Annotated in this window: 10 protein-coding genes; 8 read left to right on the top strand and 2 right to left on the bottom strand. The window is 69.6% G+C overall.

The annotated features are described in order from the left end of the window. Positions 1-19: 19 nt before the first annotated feature. Genes G7043_RS15130 through G7043_RS15120 form a run of 3 tightly spaced genes read left to right on the top strand, consistent with a single transcriptional unit; the run spans position 20 to position 13,495 of the window. The gene (locus G7043_RS15130) at positions 20-10,870 is read left to right on the top strand and encodes a non-ribosomal peptide synthetase (RefSeq protein WP_207311150.1); all 10,851 of its coding nucleotides are present in this window, start codon (positions 20-22) and stop codon (positions 10,868-10,870) included. Next, a complete protein-coding gene (locus G7043_RS15125; RefSeq protein ID WP_207311149.1) occupies positions 10,857-12,548 on the top strand; it encodes an ABC transporter ATP-binding protein in 1,692 nt (563 codons plus the stop codon). Before G7043_RS15130 ends, G7043_RS15125 begins: the two co-directional genes overlap by 14 nt. Then, positions 12,545-13,495 (top strand): alpha/beta hydrolase-fold protein, encoded by a 951-nt coding sequence (locus G7043_RS15120; RefSeq protein ID WP_166046237.1) that lies wholly within the window; start codon positions 12,545-12,547, stop codon positions 13,493-13,495. The genes G7043_RS15125 and G7043_RS15120 overlap by 4 nt, the downstream gene beginning before the upstream one ends. Positions 13,496-13,531: 36 nt before the next feature. Here G7043_RS15120 and G7043_RS15115 read toward each other — a convergent pair whose 3' ends face one another. Next, positions 13,532-14,158: an RICIN domain-containing protein gene (locus tag G7043_RS15115; RefSeq protein ID WP_242642336.1), complete on the bottom strand. Its 627-nt coding sequence runs from the start codon at positions 14,156-14,158 to the stop codon at positions 13,532-13,534. Positions 14,159-14,344: 186 nt separating this feature from the next. Between G7043_RS15115 and G7043_RS15110 the strand changes: the two genes are divergently transcribed. Continuing rightward, on the top strand, positions 14,345-14,731 hold the full coding sequence (locus G7043_RS15110) for a VOC family protein (protein WP_166046235.1): 387 nt from the start codon (positions 14,345-14,347) through the stop codon (positions 14,729-14,731). Here the strand turns inward: G7043_RS15110 and G7043_RS15105 are convergent. Next, entirely contained in the window at positions 14,717-15,043 is a 327-nt protein-coding gene (locus tag G7043_RS15105) for a YciI family protein (protein WP_166046234.1), read from the bottom strand. The two genes, G7043_RS15110 and G7043_RS15105, sit on opposite strands and share 15 nt — an antisense overlap. Positions 15,044-15,213: 170 nt before the next feature. Here G7043_RS15105 and G7043_RS15100 point away from each other — a divergent pair, with 170 nt between their 5' ends. Genes G7043_RS15100 through G7043_RS15085 form a run of 4 tightly spaced genes read left to right on the top strand, consistent with a single transcriptional unit; the run spans position 15,214 to position 19,601 of the window. After that, positions 15,214-16,287, top strand: a complete 1,074-nt coding sequence (locus G7043_RS15100; protein ID WP_166046233.1) for a hypothetical protein — start codon at positions 15,214-15,216, stop codon at positions 16,285-16,287. A gap of 2 nt (positions 16,288-16,289) precedes the next feature. After that, positions 16,290-17,432: a toxic anion resistance protein gene (locus G7043_RS15095; RefSeq protein WP_166046232.1), complete on the top strand. Its 1,143-nt coding sequence runs from the start codon at positions 16,290-16,292 to the stop codon at positions 17,430-17,432. After that, positions 17,429-19,036, top strand: a complete 1,608-nt coding sequence (locus tag G7043_RS15090; protein WP_166046231.1) for a VWA domain-containing protein — start codon at positions 17,429-17,431, stop codon at positions 19,034-19,036. Before G7043_RS15095 ends, G7043_RS15090 begins: the two co-directional genes overlap by 4 nt. Then, a complete protein-coding gene (locus tag G7043_RS15085; protein ID WP_313887886.1) occupies positions 19,023-19,601 on the top strand; it encodes a hypothetical protein in 579 nt (192 codons plus the stop codon). The genes G7043_RS15090 and G7043_RS15085 overlap by 14 nt, the downstream gene beginning before the upstream one ends. Positions 19,602-19,648 lie beyond the last annotated feature (47 nt).

The following is a 19,648-nucleotide window of genomic DNA, read 5'->3' as shown; positions in this document are numbered from 1 at the left end:
CTTCACCGATCGTGAAGGGATGGCTGAGTCGTCGATGGAACTGATGGCCGAGCGTGACGTACTTCTTTCGACCGCCCGGATCGCCTCCATTCGGCGCCGTGCCGGTGAGTACCCTCAGCGGACCATCGCCGTCGCGAGCGCCGTCGCGCTGACCCGGTGGGCGAACCCGGACCTGCAGATCGACGGACTCGACCTCACGCCTGCAACGCTTTTCGGCGACCTGCTGGTCTGGGCCGACAAGGGCCAGCGGTGGGACGTCACGGAACGCCCTGACGGCTGGGTGATCCCGCTGCCCGAGGGCGTCGACTCCGGTGCGGCCCAGCGAGCGCTGGACGACCTCGCCGAGTTCCCGAACCGCGCCATCGGCACGCTGACCTCCCAGACGGTCGAGGAACGACTGGCGGACCTGGCGCGGTGGAACGACAACGAGTTCCCGCGCGACCGGCCGAGCATCGTCGAGCTGTTCCGCGAGCAGGCCCGGCAGCGCCCGGACGCCGTGGCGATCAACGACGGCGAGCGCGCGTTCACCTACGGCGAGGCGCTCACCCGTTCCAACCAGCTGGCCCGCCACCTGATCGAACGCGGCTTGCGGACCGAACAGGTCGTCGGCATCTCCCTGGACCGCTCGGCCGAGATGGTGATCAGCCTCCTCGCCGTGCTGCAGGCCGGGGCCGCGTTCGTACCGCTGGACCCGCAGTGGCCGGCGTCGCGGCGCGAGTCCGTGATCACCGACGCCCAGGTCGTCTTACTTCTCGGCACCGGCCAGGAAGGCGAGCCCGAAGCTGTCGCCGTTGACCTCGACGGCTGGGGTTTCTCAGACCACTCCGGCGACCCCACCGATGTCACGATCCAGGGCGCGCAACTCGCGTACGTGATGTTCACGTCCGGCTCGACCGGCCGCCCCAAGGGCGCGATGATCCGCCACGAGGCGATCAGCGAACGCCTGCTGTGGCAGGTGCACCAGATCCTCCACTTCGGACACTCCGACGCGTCGCTGTTCAAGGCGCCGCTGTCGTTCGACATCTCGATCAACGAGATCTTCCTGCCGCTGGTGTGCGGCGGCCGGACCGTCGTCGTGCGGTCCGGTGGCGAGCGCGACCCGCACCACCTGCTGCGCACGATCGACCGGCACCGCGTGACGTTCGTGTACCTCGTGTCGTCGATGCTGGACGTGCTGCTGAACATCGCCGGCGACGGTGAGCTCGACAGCCTGCGGCACGTCTGGTGCGGCGGCGAGGTGCTGACCCCCGAGCTGTACGACCGGTTCCGCACGCAGCTCGACATCCCGATGTACCACGGTTACGGCCCAGCCGAGGCCACGATCGGCGTCTCGCACGTGATCTACCGCGGCGAGGCGGAGCGGCTGTCGACGTCGATCGGCAAGGCCAACCCGAACACGGACCTCTACGTGCTGGACGACCAGCTGCGACCGTGCCCTCCCGGTGTCGGTGGCGAGCTGTACATCGGCGGTTTCCTGCTGGGCCGCGGTTATGTGAACGCTCCCGGCCTGACGGCGTCGCGGTTCGTCGCGAACCCGTTCGCCACCGACGGTTCGCGCCTCTACCGCACCGGCGACCTGGCGCGGTTCGCACCCGACGGGTCGCTCGACTTCCTCGGCCGCGTCGACAACCAGGTCAAGATCCGCGGCATGCGGCTGGAACTGGAGGACGTCGAGGTCGCGCTGGCCGAACACCCTCAGGTCCGGCACACCTGTGTCGTGGTCCGGAAGAACTCGGCGGGCGGCAACTACCTCGTCGGATACGTCGTCCCTTCAGTGGACAGCCTGACCGCGGACGCCGTGAAGCAGTGGGCCGTTGAGCACCTCGTCGAGTACATGGTGCCCGCGCACATCGTCGTGATGGCCGAGTTCCCGTTGACCGCCAACGGAAAGCTGGACCGCCGCGCGTTGCCGGAGCCCACCGTGGAGACCGGTCCGGTCACCGCCGCCGAGACCGATGACGAGGCCGTGATCTGCGCCGCGATCGCGGCGGTGCTGCGGGTCGAGCAGGTCGGTGCCGACCAGGACTTCTTCGAGCTGGGCGGCGACAGCATCCTGGCGATCTCGCTGCTGTCCGCGCTGCGCGCCGAGGGCGTGTTCGTCACGGCCACCCAGATCTTTCTCAACCGCACGCCGCGCGCCCTGGCCGCCGTCGCGTCGCGGGACGGTGCCTCGACGGTGGACCACGACGACGTGCCGACCGGTCCGGTGGCGGGTCTGCCGATCGTGCAGTGGCTCGGTGAGACCACGGACGCGATCGACGGGTTCGTGCAGTCGGTCGTGCTCAACACTCCCCCGGACCTCACCGCCGATGCGCTGACGCAGATCCTGAACGCCGTGGTCGAACGGCACGACATGTTGCGCGCCAAGCTGGTCCGGGGCGAGCGCTGGTCGTTCGACATCCCGGCCGACGGCCACGCGTTGTGGGACGAGAGCAACGCGCCGCTCGACGAGTGCGTGGTCGCCGCGACCGAGGGGCTCAACCCGGACGCGGGCATCATGCTGCGGGCCGTGTGGCGGTCCGCGGCCCGGCAGCTCGTGATCGTGATCCACCACGTGGTGATCGACGGCGTGTCGTGGCGGATCCTGTTCGACGATCTCGCCCTGGCGTGGCAGCAGGTTTCTTCCGGTGCGCCGGTGGAGCTCCGTCCGGTCGGGACGTCGTTCCGCCGCTGGACCCAGTTGCTGGAGCAGGCTTCCTTCGAGGCGGACCGCTCGTACTTCCAGCGTGTGCTGCCGGGGGTGGACCAGCTGCTCGGCCGGCGTGAGCTGACCGACTCCGATGTTGTCGCGGGCGAACAGGTTCGCACGGTCACGGTCGGTTCCGCCGCCACCGCCGCGCTGCTCGGCGACGTGCCCGCGTTGTTCCACGCCAAGGTCAACGACGTGCTGCTGACCGGTCTCGCGGTCGCGCTGGCCCGGTGGCGGCGGGACAACGGCCAGGACCAGACGTTCGCGCACGTCGAGCTGGAGGGCCACGGCCGTGAGGGCCGGTTCGTGCCGCTCGACCCGGACCTGTCCCGCACGGTCGGCTGGTTCACGACGCTGTTCCCGGTGACCGTGGATCCGGGTTCGGACGACCTCGCTTCGGCGTTGAAGCGGGTCAAGGAAGACCTCGCGCTGGTGCCTTCGAACGGCGTGTCCTACGGCGCACTGAAGTACTTGGGGCGCAACACTTTCGAGGCTCCTCGGCCGCAGGTGCTGTTCAACTACCTCGGCCGGTTCAGCGGCGGCACCACCGGCGACTGGCAGCTCGCGGAGAACGCGGGCCAGCTCGGCGAGAAGCGCGACCCGGCGATGCGCCTGCCGCGCGCGCTGGAGTTCAACGCCTCCGCCGAACCGGGCGCTGACGGCGAACTCGAACTGGTCACCGTCATCTCGTGGCCTTCTGGCGTGTTCACCGACGCCGACATCACGAAGATCGGCGAGTACTTCGTGGCGGCGCTGGAGGGCCTGGCCGCGTTGACCGAGGGCGGTCACTCCCCCAGCGACTTCGACCTGGTGCCGCTCACCCAGGCCGACGTCGACTCGCTGGACAGCCCGGCGCTGCGGGACGTGCTACCGCTGACGCCGTTGCAGGAGGGCCTGTACTTCCACTCGGTGTTCGACGACGACTCGGCGCACCGGTACGTCGAGCAGCAACTGCTGACGCTGTCCGGTTCCGTGGACGCGCGCAGGCTCGAAGCGGCCGCCGTGCGCGTGCTGGAGCTGTTCCCGAACCTCGCCGCGCGGTTCGTCGGCCTGCCGGACGGGCGGGTCGTCTCCGTGCTGGAGTCCGGGGTCCGGCCGGAGTTCTCCACTGTGGACGGTCAGGGGATGACCGACGAGGAGCTGCGGGCGTTCGCCGAGCAGGACCGCGTCGCCGGGTTCGACCTCGCTCGCGGGCCGTTGATGCGCTTCACGCTGATCCGGACCGCGCCCGGCCGTTACGTGCTGGTGCAGACCGTGCACCACATCATCGCGGACGGCTGGTCGGTGCCGCCGATGCTGCGCGCGCTGCTGGCCGAGTACGAGACGCCGGGTTCTGTGCACGTGCGCGGCGGTTACGCGGACTACGTGCGCTGGCTCGTCACCAGTGACGCTGAGGAGAGCGACCGCGTCTGGGCCGCCGAGCTCGCCGGGCTGTCCGCGCCGTCGTTGGTCGCCGAGGGGCACACGCCGTCCGACCAGTTCGCCGACATGGTGCTCGACGCGCCCGCTGACCTGGACGAGTCTGTGCGCGCTTCGGGTGTGTCGCTGAGCAACGCCGTGCACAGCGCGTGGGGTGTGACACTCGGTGGCATCCTGGGCAGCCAGGACGTCGTGTTCGGCTCGACGGTCTCCGGTCGTGACGCAGACGTGCCCGGCATCGCCGAGATGGTCGGTCTGTTCATCAACACGATTCCGGTGCGCGTCAAGTGGTCGGACTCCGCGTCCGCGCACGATCTGCTGGCTTCGGTGCGTTCGCACCAGACCGCGGTCCTGCCGCACCAGCACGTGTCGCTCACTCGCATCGGACGGCAGGCGCCGCACGGCTCGGCCTTCGACACGATCGTGGTGTTCGACGTCGCCACGGACGCGACGTCGTTGAGCGGCCCGTTCGAGATCACCGAGATCGTGAACGAGGGCGCGTCGCACTACCCGCTGACGTTGGTGGCGGAGCGCGGGAACGACGGCGCGCTGCGGTTCAACCTCATCTACGACACCACGGTCGTGCGCGAGGCCGGCGCCCACACGATCCTGCGGGCGTTCATCGACACGCTGACTTCCTTGTTGAGCGGTTCGAGCATTCCGGTGCCTTCGCTGACATCGGTGCGAGCCGCTGCCGACGTCGAGCCCGTCACGCTGGCCGGCCTGTTCGACGCCGCCGCCGAGCGTTCGCCGTCGTCTCGCGCCGTGACGATGTGCCATCTCGACGGCAGTTCCGAGAGCCTGACCTACGGAATGCTCGCCGACGCCAAGAACCGTCTGGCGCGTTCGCTCGTCAACGCGGGTGTCGGTCCGCGGCAACGGGTCGCGGTCGCGATCGGCCGGTCGTTGGAGCAGGTCGTCGCGCTGGTCGGCATCGTGTCGGCCGGTGGTGCGTACGTGCCGCTGGACCTCGCGTACCCGGACGAACGCCTCGAGTACGTCCTCGCCGACTCCGCACCCCAAGTGGTGCTGGTGGAACGCGAGCACCGGGAGCGCTTCGAACGGCTGCTGTCCCAGGCCGGCGTTGCGGCGCGCGTCCTGGTCTACGGCGACGAGGTGCCGGGCGATGCTGTGCTGCCTCCCTTCGACTGGCAGAACCCGGCCTACGTGATCTACACGTCCGGTTCGACGGGCCGGCCCAAGGGTGTCGTCGTGCCGCACGCCAGCGTGGTGACGTTGCTGGCGAACACCCAGCCGGACATGAACTTCGGGCCGGACGACGTGTGGACGCAGTTCCATTCGTACTCGTTCGACTTCGCGGTGTGGGAGCTGTGGGGCGCGCTGGTGTACGGCGGCGAGCTCCTGGTGCCCGACCACGGCCTGACCCGTTCACCGGTCGACTTCCACGCGTTGGTCCGCTCGCGTGGCGTCACCGTGCTGAACCAGACACCCTCGGCGTTCTACCAGTTCATCGAGGCGGACCGGCTTTCGTCGCCGTTGCCCGCGTTGCGCCGCATCATCTTCGGCGGCGAGGCTCTCGAGTTGTCGCGGGTGCGTCCGTGGGTCGAGCGGTACGGGTGTGACCGCCCCTCGTTGGTCAACATGTACGGCATCACCGAGACCACCATCCACGTGACGCATCGCGTGCTGGATTCTTCGGACTTCGCTTCAGGCCGTGAGGTCAGCCCGATCGGCGGACCGATTCCCGGACTGCGCACGTACCTGCTGGACTCGACGTTGCGTCCGGTGCCGCCGGGGCAGGTCGGCGCGATCTACGTGGCAGGCGCGCAAATCGCCCTGGGCTACCACAACCGGCCGGGCCTGACCGCGGGCCGTTTCGTGGCGGACCCGTTCTCCGGCGACGGCGCGCGCATGTACAACACGGGCGACCTCGCGCGCCGCACCCTCGACGGCTCGTTGGAGTTCGTCGGCCGTGCGGACAACCAGGTGCAGCTCAAGGGTTTCCGGATCGAGCTGGGCGAGGTCGAGACGGCGATCCGCTCGGTTCCGGGCGTCGTGGACGTCGCCGTGACGGTGGCGGACACCGCCGACCACCTGGTCGCGCACGTCGTGGGCACGCCAGCCTCGGACATCGCTGCGGTGCTCGGGTCGAAGCTGCCGGTGCACATGGTGCCGCAGCGGGTGCTGGCGCTGGACGCGCTGCCGTTGACGGTCAACGGCAAGCTGGATCGCAAGGCGTTGGAGGAGCGGGCTCGTGCCGAGGACGCACCGGCTCCTGCCGCCGCCGACGCTCCGGTCCTGACCTCGCTGGTGAGCATCTTCGCCGAGGCTCTGCCCGGTACCGACGTCGACGCCGACTCCGACTTCTTCGTCTCGGGTGGCGACAGCATCATCGCCATCAGCGTGGTCAACCGGGCGCGCGCGCTCGGCCTGTCCATTGCGCCCCGAGACCTCTTCCTCCACAAAACCCCGCGCGCCCTGGCCGCGCACGCGGGGCCCTCTCGTGCGCTCCAAGTGAACGAAAGCTCCCCGCGTGCACTTCAGCAGCAGGAGGACGGGCCGGTCGTGCCGACGCCGATCGTGCTGCGGCAGCGGGAGCTGGGCGGGGAGCTGAAGCTGTTCGCCCAGGCGCGGCAGCTGGGGTGCGGCAGTCTCGCTGAGGCACAGCGCGCCGCTGAGGCCGTGGTGAAGGCTCACGCGGTCCTGCGGATGCGTTTGCGGGTCGAGCACGGGGTCTGGTCGTTCGGAATCGATCCCGATTCGCAGGCCCCTTGGGGGGGTCGGGTCCCCACTCCAATCATCTCAAGCGGGTCTGACAATTCTGGCGATCCGCAGGTCGCCGCCAACGAGGCCGCGCGCCGCCTCGACCCCGAGGCCGGGATCATGGCCGCGTTCACCTGGCTGGAGTCCACCCGCTCCCTCGTCGTCGTGGTCCACCACCTCGCCGTCGACGCGGTCTCGTGGCTGATCCTGCTCGACGACATCGCCACCGCCATGCGCGGCGAAGACCTGGCGCCGACGACCACGCCGTTCGGCACCTACACCAGCGCGCTCGCGATCCAGGCGCAGTCCAACACCGACCTGCACCGCTGGATCGAGGTGCTCGACTCCCCGGTCCTGACGCAGCAGATCGGCGACCAGCGCGAGATCACGGTCAACCTGTCCGCCGACATCACCGACCGCGTCGTGCACGCCGCACCGGTCGCGCTCGGCGTCGGCCTGACCGAACTCCTCTGCGGTGCGCTCCGCACGGCGTTGACGGAGATCCAGGGCACGCCGACGGATCTGGTGATCGAGCTGGAACGGCACGGCCGCGTGCCGGTACGAGACGATCACGACTACACCCGCACGGTCGGCTGGTTCACGTCCATCGCGCCGGTGAAACTCAGCCCGCACACCGATCCGGTCCAGGCGGCGCGGGAACTCGCCCAGCGTCAGCCGGACGAGCAGCAGCACGTCGGTTTCGGCCAGTTGCGGTACCTCAACCCGCAGACCGCGCCGGTGCTGGCGGCCCTGCCCCGGCCGCAGGTGCTGTTCAACTACCTCGGCCGCGGCAGCGAGTCGCAGGCGATCGACGTCGACGCCGGCTCGCAGCCCAGTCCGTACGCGGTCGAGGTCAACTCGTGGGTCGACACGTCGACCGGCAGTCTGCGGGCGACGTTCGCGCTGAGCGAGGACGTGTCCGACGAGATCGCCGCACGGTGGCTGCTCGCGCTGGAACGGATCGCGGACGCCTCGGTGAACGCTCGTCGCACCGCACCCGTTTCGCCGTTGCAGCGCGGGCTGTACTTCCAAGCCGAACTGGCGGGCGCGGCCGGGCATTACGTCGCGCAGAGCTACTTCACGTTCGACCGCCGTCTCGACACCGCCGCGCTGGCCAAAGCCCTGCAGCACGTCATCGCCCGGCACCCGGTGGTCGGCGCGGGCTTCGAGGACGAGGACGGGTCGCCCGTCCAGGTCCTCGGCACGAGCGGCGAGGTCGAGGTCCGCGCGGTCGACGTGCTGAACCAGGACGCCGTCGAGGCGCTGCGCGTCGAGGACCGCGGCACGGGCTTCGACCTCGGCGCGCCGCCGCTCGTGCGGCTCACCGTGCTGCGACTGCCCGACGGCCGGGACGCGTTGCTGTTCAGCTACCACCTGCTGCTGTGGGACGGCTGGTCGCGCGAGATCGTGCTGCGCGACCTGTTCGGCGCCTACCGGGCGTTCCTCCAGAACGAGCCGGTCGACTCCTCCCCCGCCACGCCGAGCTTCGAGAGCTACACCCGTGCCCTCCAGGCCAAGGACGCTCAAGCGGCGGAACGGTTCTGGGCCGGGTACCTCGCGGATCTGCCCGGTCCGACACTGCTCGGCGACGGGTCCACTTCGGACAGTTTGCCGGCCAAGATCGTCCGGACGCTGTCCACAGAGGACTCCGATCGGGTCAAGGAGGCCGCGCGCAAGCACGGCGTCACGCTGAACTCGGTCGTCACCGGCGCGCTCGGGTTGTTGCTCGGCAGCGAGACCGGCCGCGGCGACGCGACCTTCGGCGTCACGGTGTCCGGTCGTGAGGAAGAGGGCACGGACGGGATCGTCGGCGTGCTGCTGAACACCGTGCCGATGCGGATCACCGCCCGGCCGGGCGACACGGCGGCGACGTTCCTCGCGAACGTGCAGGCGTCGCGGGTCGACGCGATGGAGCACGAGCACGTCGGGCTCGGCGAGATCCAGCGCGCGAGCGGTCACGACCAGCTGTTCGACAACCTGTTCGTGCTGCAGAACTTCCTGGACGACAGCACGTTCGACGAGCTCAACGCGGCGAACGGGATCATCGACCACGAGTCGGAGGACTCGACGCACTACCCGTTCACCTGGGTCGTGACGCCGGGCAGGCAGCTCACGGTCAAGCTGGAGTACCGGCCGGAGGTCACCGACCCCGCGCTGGCCGAGCGGCTGTTCGACGACTACCTGCGGGTGCTCGCCGACCTCACCACGACCGACGGCCCGGTCGGGGCGATCCTCGGCACCGGACCGGTGCCGGAGCTCAACCCCGCCAACGACTTCGGCAACCAGACCGTCGTCGACCTGTTCGACACCGCGGCCGACCGCAACCCGGACCGGATCGCATTGGTCGCGCACGGCAAGACGATGACGTTCGCGGAACTGCGCGACCGCAGCCGTCACCTCGCGGGCGTGCTGTCCGACAAGGGCATCGGCGTCGAGACGTCGGTCGCCATCGCGGTGCCGCGCTCGATGGACTGGGTCGTCGCGCTGTTCGGAATCCTGCGCTGTGGCGCGGCGTACGTGCCGTTGGAGCTGGACCACCCGGACGAGCGGATCGCCGCGATCATCGACGACGCCCGGCCGTCGTTGATCATCACGACCAGCGCGGTCGCGCCGAGGATCCAGGGCGACGTGTTCGAGCTCGACGCGCCGTGGCCGGACGCCGAGCCGGTGATCACGTTCGCGGCCGCCGACCCGAACCGGCTCAAGCACGCGGCCTACACGATCTACACCTCCGGTTCGACCGGCAAGCCCAAGGGCGTGGTGACCGAGTACGCCGGTCTGACCAACATGCTGGTCAACCACCAGCGGCGGATCTTCGAGCCGGTGCTGGCCGAGCACGGGCACCGGACGTTCCGGATCGCGCACACCGTGTCGTTCGCGTTCGACATGTCGTGGGAGGAGCTGCTGTGGCTCGCCGACGGCCACGAGGTGCACGTCTGCGACGAGGAACTGCGCCGCGACGCGACCGGGCTGGTCGAGTACTGCCTCCAGCACGAGATCGACGTCATCAACGTGACGCCGACCTACGCGCAGCAGTTGGTCGCGGAAGGGCTGCTGAGCGCGGAGCACAAGCCGGCGCTGGTGTTGCTGGGCGGAGAGGCCGTGACGCCGACGCTCTGGCAGCAGCTGGCCGACACTCCCGGCACGATCGGCTACAACCTTTACGGGCCAACGGAGTACACGATCAACACGCTGGGCGTCGGCACGTTCGACTGCGTCGACCCGGTGGTCGGCGTGGCGATCGACAACACCGACGTGTACGTGCTCGACCCGTGGCTGCGGCACGTGCCGGACGGCGTTCCCGGTGAGCTGTACGTGTCGGGCGTGGGCATCGCGCGCGGGTATCTCGGTCAGCCGGGGCAGTCCGCCGAACGGTTCGTGGCGTGCCCGTGGGTGCCCGGTGAACGGATGTACCGGACGGGCGATCTGGTGATCAGGCGTCCCGACGGCAACCTGCTCTACCTGGGCCGCACGGACAAGCAGGTCAAGATCCGCGGTCACCGCGTGGAGCTGGGCGAGGTCGAGGCGAGGTTCGCCGCGCACGAGGGCGTCCGGTTCGTCGCCGCCGTCGCGCAGGCCGACCCGCAGGTCGACGGCGCGTACCGGCTCGCGGCCTACCTCGTGCTGGAACCGGGCGCGGACATCCCGTCGATCGCGGCGGAGGTCGGTGCCGGGATGCCGGACTACCTGCGGCCCTCGCACTACGCCGAGGTGGACGCGATCCCGTTGACGGTCAACGGCAAGGCCGACACCTCGGCCTTGCCCGAGGCCCGCCCGCTCGGCACCCTGGTCGAGCAGGAGGTCCGGGAGCTGACCGAGACCGAGACCGTGGTCAGGGAGATGTTCGCCGAGGCGCTCGACCTCGACGAGGACGAGGTGGGCATGACGAGCGGCTTCACCGACCTGGGCGGGCACTCGATGCTCGCGGTCCGGCTCATCGGCCTGCTCCGCCGCGAGTTCGGTCCCGTGGTCACGATCCGCGACCTGCTGTCCCTTTCCACCCCCGAAGCGATTGCGCGCCACGTTGACGAACACTGAAGTCCGCACCGGCCGGGAGATCCTGGGGGTCGCGTTGCGCCGCAACGTCGGCGCCATGACCTCCGGCACCCTGCTGATGGGCTCGTACCAGGCCGCCGAGACCGCGGTGCCGATCCTGCTCGGCGTGATCGTCGAGTTCGCGTTGCGCGGCGGTCAGCTCAGCTCGCTGGGCCTGGCGCTGCTGGCGCTCGGGCTCGTGATGGCCACGGTGTCGTACTCGTGGCGGTTCGGCATGCGGATCCTGCAGAAGGCGAACACGACGGAAGCGCACCGGTGGCGGGTCGCGGTCGCGGACCACGGCCTGCAGCCGGTGGCGCGTGACGTCGACCTGAAGTCCGGCGAGGTGCTCGCCATCGCCACCGAGGACGCCGACCAGACCGCGGACATCATCGAGGTGGTGCCGCTGCTGATCAGCTCCCTGGTGTCGGTGGTGATCACGGGCGTGGTGCTGGCGGTGATCAGCGTGCCGCTGGGTGTGCTGGTGTTCGTCGGCACGGCGGCGATCCTGAGCGTGCTCAGCGTGATGTCACGGAGGATCGGCGCGAACACCCAGGTGCAGCAGGCGAAGGTCGCGCGGGCCGGCGCGAAGGTGTCCGACCTGATCGCGGGACTGCGGCCACTGCACGGGTTCGGCGGCAGCTACGCGGCCTTCCAGGCGTACCGGCGGGTGAGCACCGAGGCCAAGAAGCAGTCGATCGTGGTGGCGCGGGTCAACGGCGTCTACGCCGGTCTGGCGTTGGCGCTGAACTCGTTGCTGGCCGCGGCGGTGACGTTGTGGGCGGGACTTCTGACGTTCCGGGGCGAGATCACGGTCGGTCAGCTGGTGATGGCCGTCGGCCTGGCCCAGTTCCTGATCGAGCCGCTGAAGATGTTCTCGGAGATGCCGAAGTACGTCATGATCGCGCGGGCCTCCGCCGAACGGATGGCGTTGATCCTCGCGGCTCCGCCCCTGATGACTCCGGGGGTCGAAGAGCCCGGACCGTCGAGCGGTCTCGAGGTCTCGGGTGTCTCTTGCGGAACGTTGCGGGACTTGACGTTCTCGGTGCGGCCGGGCGAGTTCGTGGCTGTGGCGGCCTACCAGCCCCAGGCGGCGGCCGAGCTGACCTCCCTGCTTTCCGTTGCCGTGCCGCCTTCCGCGTACTCGGGTGTCGTCCGGGTGGGCAAGCAGGAGATCGCGTCGCTGTCCATCGAGAGCGTGCGGGCCTGCCTGCTGGTGAACCCGTCGCACCACGAGGTGTTCGCGGGAACGTTGCGGGACAACGTGGATCCGTCCGGTTCCAGCGCGTTGGTGGACGAAGCCGTGGCCGCCGCGATGCTGACCGACGTGGTGGCGTTGCACTCCGACGGCCTCGACTACGCCGTGCGCGACCGCGGCGCGAACCTCTCCGGCGGGCAACGACAGCGCCTGTCCCTGGCCCGCGCGCTGGCCGCCGACCCGGACATCCTGGTGCTGCACGACCCGACTACGGCCGTCGACGCGGTGACCGAACAGCTCATCGCCCGCAACGTCGCGGCCTTGCGCCGCGGCCGCACCACGATCGTGATCACCAGCAGCCCGGCGCTGCTCGACGTGGCCGACCGCGTGATCGTGCTGTCCGACGGCGCGGTGACCGGTGAGGGCACGCACCGCGAACTGCTCGGCCGTGACTCCTCGTACCAGTTGGCGGTGGCCCGATGACGTTGTTCCAGTGGAGTGGTGGCCCGGCGACCCTGCGGTTCGAGAGCGTGCTGGAACCCGTCGAGCTGCAACGCCGAGGCGACGTCTGGGTCGCCGAGGTCGACATGCCCGACCGGCTTCGCGTGACCTATCACTTCCTCTGCGACGGCGAGGAGCACGCCGACCCGCTCAACCCCGAGGGCGCGGGGCCGAACAGGTCGATCTACTCGGCCCCCGGCCTGGAGCCGCAGCCGCACTGGCCGGTCGTCGGGCCGGACGAGGTCCTGGACGTGCCTTCGCTGCGCATCCGGTGGAACGGATCGTTGGGGCGCAAGACCGTTCGCGTGCACCAGGGCGGCGAGCCGGTGGTGCTGCTGCTCGACGGTGACGACTGGATGTACGTGCACCCCGCCGTGGCCGCGTTCGAGTCGGCGGTGAAGAACGGCGAGATGCCGCCCGCCACGCTGGTTTTCCTGCCCACGCCGCGTGATCGAGATGCCGAGTACAGCTCTCCCGCGCTGTGGGAGGCGATCCGGGACGAGCTGCTGCCGTTGTTGGCGGAGAACGGCGTGCCCGTGGACCTCTCGCGGTTCGTGGTCGCCGGGCAGAGTCTGGGCGGGCTGAGCGCGTTCCAGGCGGCGCTGGACTTCCCTTCGCTGGTGTCGAGGGTCGCCTGCCAGTCGGGGTCGTTCTGGTACGCCCGCGACCTGCCGGGCCACGGGATCGCGCTGGACGGCCCAGCCGGTGGCGACACGGCGGTTCGTCTCGCCGGCCGTGACCTCTCCGGGCTGCGAGTGGCGTTCGACGTCGGTGAACACGAACCGGCCATGCATCGGCACTGCGCGGCCGTCGAAGAGCTCACCGCCGCAGCAGGTGCGACCGTGCGGGTGAACCGGTCGCCTGCCGGGCACGACCGGGTCGGGTGGCGGCACGCGCTGGTCCGCGACGTCGCCTGGTTGCTGGGCTGAACGGGAGCCGGTCGGGTCCGGCTCCCGTCCAACGTCTCAGGACCCGGTCGGGTACCAGTGCTGCAGCGAGTTGCCAGGGCTGGAGTACGTCCACAGCCCGACCGGGCTGCCGTTGCCGACCCAGTGGTCGGCGAAAGCGTCCAGTGCGACCACCGAGCTCGTGGCCTGCCACTGCAACGTCCAGGTTCCGGTGTCGGTCCAGATGGTGCGGTGGAAGTTCTGACCTGCCGATCCCCCGTTGAGGCAGTCGTACACGTTGATCTGCCAGCCGATGTTGTTGCCCGCGGAGGCCGGGTAGTCCAGGCACCGGCCGCTGGCCTCGCTCACCAGGTTCAAGCCGTAGAACGTGCCGCTGTTCCAGGCGCGGAGCCGCCATCTCTCGGTGATGCCGCCGTTGCAGGTCCACAGGCCGACCTTGGAGTTGTTGGCACCACCGCCGCTGGCGAAGTTGTCCAGGCAGTAGCCGGGACGCCCCACCACCCGCAGGTAGAACCAGTCCGAGTCGGCCACGGCCGCGCCGGCCTTGAGCTGGTCCTCGATCTGCCGCTCGATCTTCGTCATGATGCTCGCCGGCTCTTCGGCGGCTCCCGCGGTGAAGGTGCCCGCCGAGGTCAGCGCGGCGGTGGCGAGCACCGCGGACAGCACGATCTTGATCAGTTTCATCAAGCCCCCAGGCTCGTGAATGCCAGCCGACGAGAACGGTCCCCCGTGGCCCGTCTTGCGGTCAGCTGAAGCCCTGCCAGTAAAGCGGAGACATCATTTGGCTGTCAACGGTCGCCTTCAGTCCACAATGGACAGTCTTGGTCGACCGCCGGGCGATCAGCGGCCGGATCCGGCAGGCTGTGCGACATGACCGAACCTCCGATGATCTCGGTGATGCTGATCGTCCCGGACGCGGACGCGGCCATCACCTGGTACAAGGCCGCCCTCGGCGCCACGGAGCTGTGGGACCTGGGCGGCGTCGCCGGTCTGTCGATCGGTGGCGCGGCCTTCTTCGTCCACCAGGTCAACCCGTCGAACCCCGCGGAGAGCAGTCCCGCCGGCGTCACGAGCGTCCGCGTCGAACTGTTCTGCGACGACCCCGACGGGCTCGTGGGACGTGCACTCGCTGCCGGAGCTGTCCAGGGCTCGGCAGTCGTCGAGCACCAGATGCCGTGGGGCACGCACCGCCAGGGCGGTTTCACGGATCCGTTCGGCCACAAGTGGTCTGTGGGCGACAGGTCACCCCTGCGCTAACGGCCACACCTCCACCACTCCGTGAGCGACCGCGCACGGAGTGTTCGCCACCAGCTTGACGGCCTCGTCCAGGGACGCCGCCTCGATGATCGCGAATCCGGCGACCGGCAGGGCGGATCGCAGGAACGCGCCTTCCTCCACCGTCGTCCCGGCGTTGTCCGGGTTGCGCACCTGCACGGGCGACCCGGCGATGCCCATCTCGACCCCGGCCTCGCGCAAACGCTCGTCGTGGGCGTGCGCTTCGTCGCGGACAGCCTGGTCCGTGCGGTCGTAGCCCTCGCGTTCGCCGTACCCGATCGTCACGAACTTCATCGCTGAACCTCCTCGACTCGGACTCTTCAGCAACACCGACTCGGGCAGCGCCGCGAACTCATCGGCCCGTTCATCGACTGTTCATCTCACGATTGCCACGACCCACCTCGAAACTGCGTCGAAGTGACGAAAGATCTCTTCTCCGACAGGGCTTTCCGCAGAGGTGGACAGTGAAGAGAACGCTCGGCATCGGCCTTGCGGTCGTGCTGCTGGTGGGTGTGGTGACGGCCGTCGTGCTCGGGCAGGGCGGCGGCGAGCCGGCCCAGCTGCAGACGGTGCGCGGCGTGATCGGTTCGGAGAAGCTCGCCTTCTTCGCCGATCAGCGGGTCAAGGACGTGTTCGCGAAGCACGGGCTCAAGGTCGAGGTGGATCCGGCCGGGTCGCGGCAGATCGCGACGGCGACCGACCTGAGCTCGTACGACTTCGCGTTCCCGTCGAGCGCGCCCGCGGCCGAGAAGATCCAGCGCGACCGCAAGGCGGCGCGGACGTACGCGCCGTTCTCGTCGCCGATGGTGATCGCGACGTTCGACCCGATCGTCGACCTGCTCACCAAGGCCGGCGTGGTCAAGGCGGGGCCGGGCTACCAGACGTTCGACGTGCAGGCGTACCTGGACCTCGCGGCCAGAGGCACGCGCTGGGACCAGTTGCCGGGCAACACCTCCTATGCGGCGCGCAAGAACCTGCTGGTCACCACGACCGACCCGCGTGACTCGAATTCGGCGGCGATGTACCTGGCGATCACGTCGTTCGTGGCGAACGGCGGAGTGGTCAGCACGCCCGACGGCGAGGCCAAGGTGCTGCCGGCGGTGTCGAAGCTGTTCCTGGACCAGGGTTACACGCAGAGCAGCAGCGAGGGGCCGTTCGAGGACTACCTGTCCGCGGGGATGGGCAAGACGCCGCTGGTGCTGGCGTACGAGGCGCAGTTCGTCGACCGGGTGGCGCGCGGTGACTCGACGATCCGGCCGGACATGAAGCTGCTCTACCCGGCGCCGACCGTGCTGTCCAAGCACACGCTGGTGCCGTTGCGCGAGCCCGGCGACCGGATCGGGCAGTTGCTGTCGAGCGACGCCGAACTGGGGAGGCTCGCGGCGACGTTCGGGTTCCGGACCGCCGATCCCAAGCACTTCAACGACATCGTCAAGGAGAAGAACCTGGCCGTGCCGCAGACGATCGTGGACGTCGTCGAACCGCCCGCGCACGAGACGCTGGAGCGGATGCTCGAAGCGATCGCGAAGCAGTACTGACGATGACCGACTTCGTGCTCACGCCACCGGACCCGGTCGAGCCCGTGCTCGTCGACCGCGCGGCCGGGCTGATCCCGGTCACCGACGAGTCCAGGGTCGAGCTTTCGTCGCAGGCCGTGGCGTTCATCGAGGCGCTGAACGCCGTCGACCCGCAGTCGCCGGACTTCAGCCGGATCGTCGACGAGGCGCTGGTGCTCGGCGAGGCGGAGATGCGGGTGGCGGCCCAGATCGCGGGCCGGCTGCTGGACCGCACGCTCGCCTCGGTCTCGTCACCTCATGGGGCGCAGGTGTCGACGAGTTTGGCGGAGTTGCGGCGTTCGGTGCGCGAACTGGACCCGCAGGACCTCACCAAGCTGACCGGCCGCAAGATTCTCGGGTTCCTCCCGGGAGGAAACGCGGCCAAGGGACTGCTGGCCCGGCTGCGGGCGGCCGACGAGCCGGTGAACCGGATCGTGCTGAAGCTCCGGTCCGGCCAGGACGCGCTGAAACGCGACAACGCGGCCATCAAGGGCGAGCGGCAGCGGCTGTGGGACCTGATGACCAAGCTGTCCCGGGACGCCGCGCTCGCCGCCGAGATGGACGAGGCGGTGCAACGGCAGGTGGCGATCCTCGACCTGTCCGATCCCGCCCGCGCTCAGGCGTTGCGCGCCGACGTGCTGTTCGGTCTGCGGCAACGTCATCAGGACCTGCTCACCCAACTGGCCGTGTGCGCGCAGGGGTACCTGGCGCTCGACGTGGTGCGCCGCAACAACGACGAGCTGATCAAGGGCATCGAACGCGCCGTCAGCACCACCGTCACGGCGCTGCGCATCGGCGTGGCGGTGGCGGCGGCCTTGGCCGGCCAGCGCGAGGTGATCGACCAGGTCGACGCCGTGCGCGGCCTCACCGACTCGATCCTGAAGTCGAACGCGACGCTGATGTCGTTGCAGGGCCAGGACATCCAGCGCATCGCCTCGACCCCGGCGGTCGGCATCGAAGCGGTTCGCACCTCGTTCGACCAGATCTACGCGGCGATCGACGCGATCGACACCTACAAGGCCCGCGCGGCCGACTCGATGTCCAGCACGGTCACCGCGCTGGACGCCGAGATCCGGCGCGCCCACGACCACCTGAGCCGCGTGCGCGGCGCTGAGGAGCAACCATGACCCGCCGCCTCGTCCCCGCGCTCGCCGTCCTGGCGCTGCTCGCGGGATGTTCCGACGAAGCCGACCCGTCCAGACCCGTCGGCGACGCCACCCCCGGAGTTCTCCGCGTTCTGGCCGGCAGCGAGCTCGCCGACCTCCAGCCCGTCCTCGACGACGCAGCCAAAGCCACCGGTGTCTCCGTGAAGTTCAGCTTCACCGGCACCATCGAGGGCGCCGAGAAGGTCGCGAGCGGCGCCGCCGAACAGGGTTTCGACGCGGTCTGGTTCTCGTCGAACCGCTACCTGGAGCTGGTGCCCGAGGCCCAGAAACGACTCGGCACCCCGACCAAGGTCATGTCCTCCCCCGTCGTGCTGGGCCTGCCCGCGGCCAAGGTCAAAGAGCTCGGCTGGGACACCAAGCGCGTCGGCTGGGCGGAGATCGCCGCGGCCGCGGGCGCCCGGAAGTTCACCTACGGCATGACCGACCCGTCCGCGTCCAACTCGGGCTTCTCGGCGCTGGTCGGGGTCGCGGCGGCGCTGTCCAGCTCGGGCTCGGCGCTCGACGCGGCGAGGATCGACGCGGTCGCGCCGCAGCTCAAGCAGTTCTTCTCGGCCCAGACGCTGTCCGCGGGCTCGTCCGGCTGGCTGTCCGAGGCGTACCAGCGCAGGGCCAGGGGCGAGGACCCCGGCGCCAAAGTGGACGGTCTGGTCAACTACGAGTCGGTGTTGTTGTCGCAGAACCAGCCCGAGCCGTTGACGCTGGTCTACCCGAGCGACGGCGTGGTGACCGCGGACTACCCGCTCACCCTGCTCACGTCCGCGACCTCGGAAGCCCGTGAGGCGCACCGGAAACTCTCCGACCACCTGAAGAACGCGGACGTCCAGCGCAAGATCATGGACACCACCCACCGCCGCCCGGTCGTGCCGCAGGTGCCGCTGGACCCGAAGTTCGCCGTGAAGGACCTCGTCGAACTGCCGTTCCCCGGCAGCCAGTCCGCTGTGGACGGTCTGATCACCTCCTACTTCGACCAGCTGCGCCGCCCGTCCCGCACGCTGTACGTGCTCGACACGTCCGGTTCGATGCAGGGCGACCGGATCGAAGGGCTTCGACAGGCACTGGTGGGCCTGACGGGCGCTGACGAGTCGCTCGCGGGCAAGTTCAACCGGTTCCACGGCCGTGAGCAGGTGACGCTGCTGCCGTTCAACAGCAGCGCGCAACCGGCGTTGAAGTACGAGGTGCCGACGAACGACCCGCGCCCGATCCTCGACCAGATCCGCACCACCGCGACCTCGCTGAACGCGTCCGGCGGCACGGCGATCTACAGCAGCCTGCGCGGCGGGTACGACGTGTTGCGCGAGCAGATCAGCGCGGACCCGGACCGGTTCACGTCGATCGTCCTGATGACCGACGGTGAGAACACCGGCAGCGAGGACATCGGCAACTTCCAGGTGTTCCATCAGGGCCTGCCGCAGAACCTCAAGGGCATCCCGATCTTCCCGGTGCTGTTCGGCGAGAGCGCGACCACCGAGATGGAACAGCTGGCGAAGATGAGCGGTGGCAAGGTGTTCGACGCCCGCAGCCGCTCGCTCACCGCTGCCTTCAAGGAGATCCGTGGCTACCAGTAACCCGGTGCTGCGCTACCTGGCGTCCTGGAAGAACCTGGCGGGCTGCACCGGCGGGCTGATCGGCCTGCTGCTGCACTTCGCCGGGTTCGCCGGTTCCTACTGGCTGCTGGTGGTGGTCGGCCTCTACGGCGTGGGCGCCCTCGCCGCGTCGCCCGAGCGGATCATCCTGGTGACCGCCCCGGAGGAGGAAGCCAGCCTGCTCCGCACCGAACTGGACGCGCTCGTCCTGCGGGTCCGCGGCCTCAACGTGCCCACCGAGGTCCCGCCGAAGCTCGCGGAGATCGCCGAGGTCCTGCGCGGCATGCTGGACCGCCCGCGCGAGCTGCGCGCCGACCCGGACGCCCTGCACGCCGTCACCCGGCTCGTCGGCACCGACCTGCCGCTGTCCGTCCAGACCTACCTGAACCTGCCGTGGTGGTACGCCGCCGCGCGCGGTTCGGGCGCGGAACTGGTGCGGCAGCTGGACTTGCTGCACGCCGACGCCGTGCGGGTGGCGGAACGGTTCCACGCGGCCGACGTGCAGCGGCAGGCGGACCACACCCGCTACCTCGAAGATCGCGACTAGCCCTCGGAGTCCCGGCTCGGTCCACTGCGTGTATCCGCGTGCTGGAA

This window comes from Lentzea alba (assembly GCF_011067745.1).
Classification (GTDB): Bacteria; Actinomycetota; Actinomycetes; order Mycobacteriales; family Pseudonocardiaceae; genus Lentzea; species Lentzea alba.
Note: the sequence above shows the minus strand (reverse complement) of the source record. Positions and strands in the feature narration are given on the sequence as shown.

Coding starts and splice junctions, on each gene's coding strand:
- G7043_RS15130 (WP_207311150.1), top strand. CDS start 20: ATGGCTGAGTCGTCGATGGAACTGATGGCCGAGCGTGACGTACTTCTT.
- G7043_RS15120 (WP_166046237.1), top strand. CDS start 12,545: ATGACGTTGTTCCAGTGGAGTGGTGGCCCGGCGACCCTGCGGTTCGAG.
- G7043_RS15115 (WP_242642336.1), bottom strand. CDS start 14,158: ATGAAACTGATCAAGATCGTGCTGTCCGCGGTGCTCGCCACCGCCGCG.
- G7043_RS15110 (WP_166046235.1), top strand. CDS start 14,345: ATGACCGAACCTCCGATGATCTCGGTGATGCTGATCGTCCCGGACGCG.
- G7043_RS15105 (WP_166046234.1), bottom strand. CDS start 15,043: ATGAAGTTCGTGACGATCGGGTACGGCGAACGCGAGGGCTACGACCGC.
- G7043_RS15095 (WP_166046232.1), top strand. CDS start 16,290: ATGACCGACTTCGTGCTCACGCCACCGGACCCGGTCGAGCCCGTGCTC.
- G7043_RS15090 (WP_166046231.1), top strand. CDS start 17,429: ATGACCCGCCGCCTCGTCCCCGCGCTCGCCGTCCTGGCGCTGCTCGCG.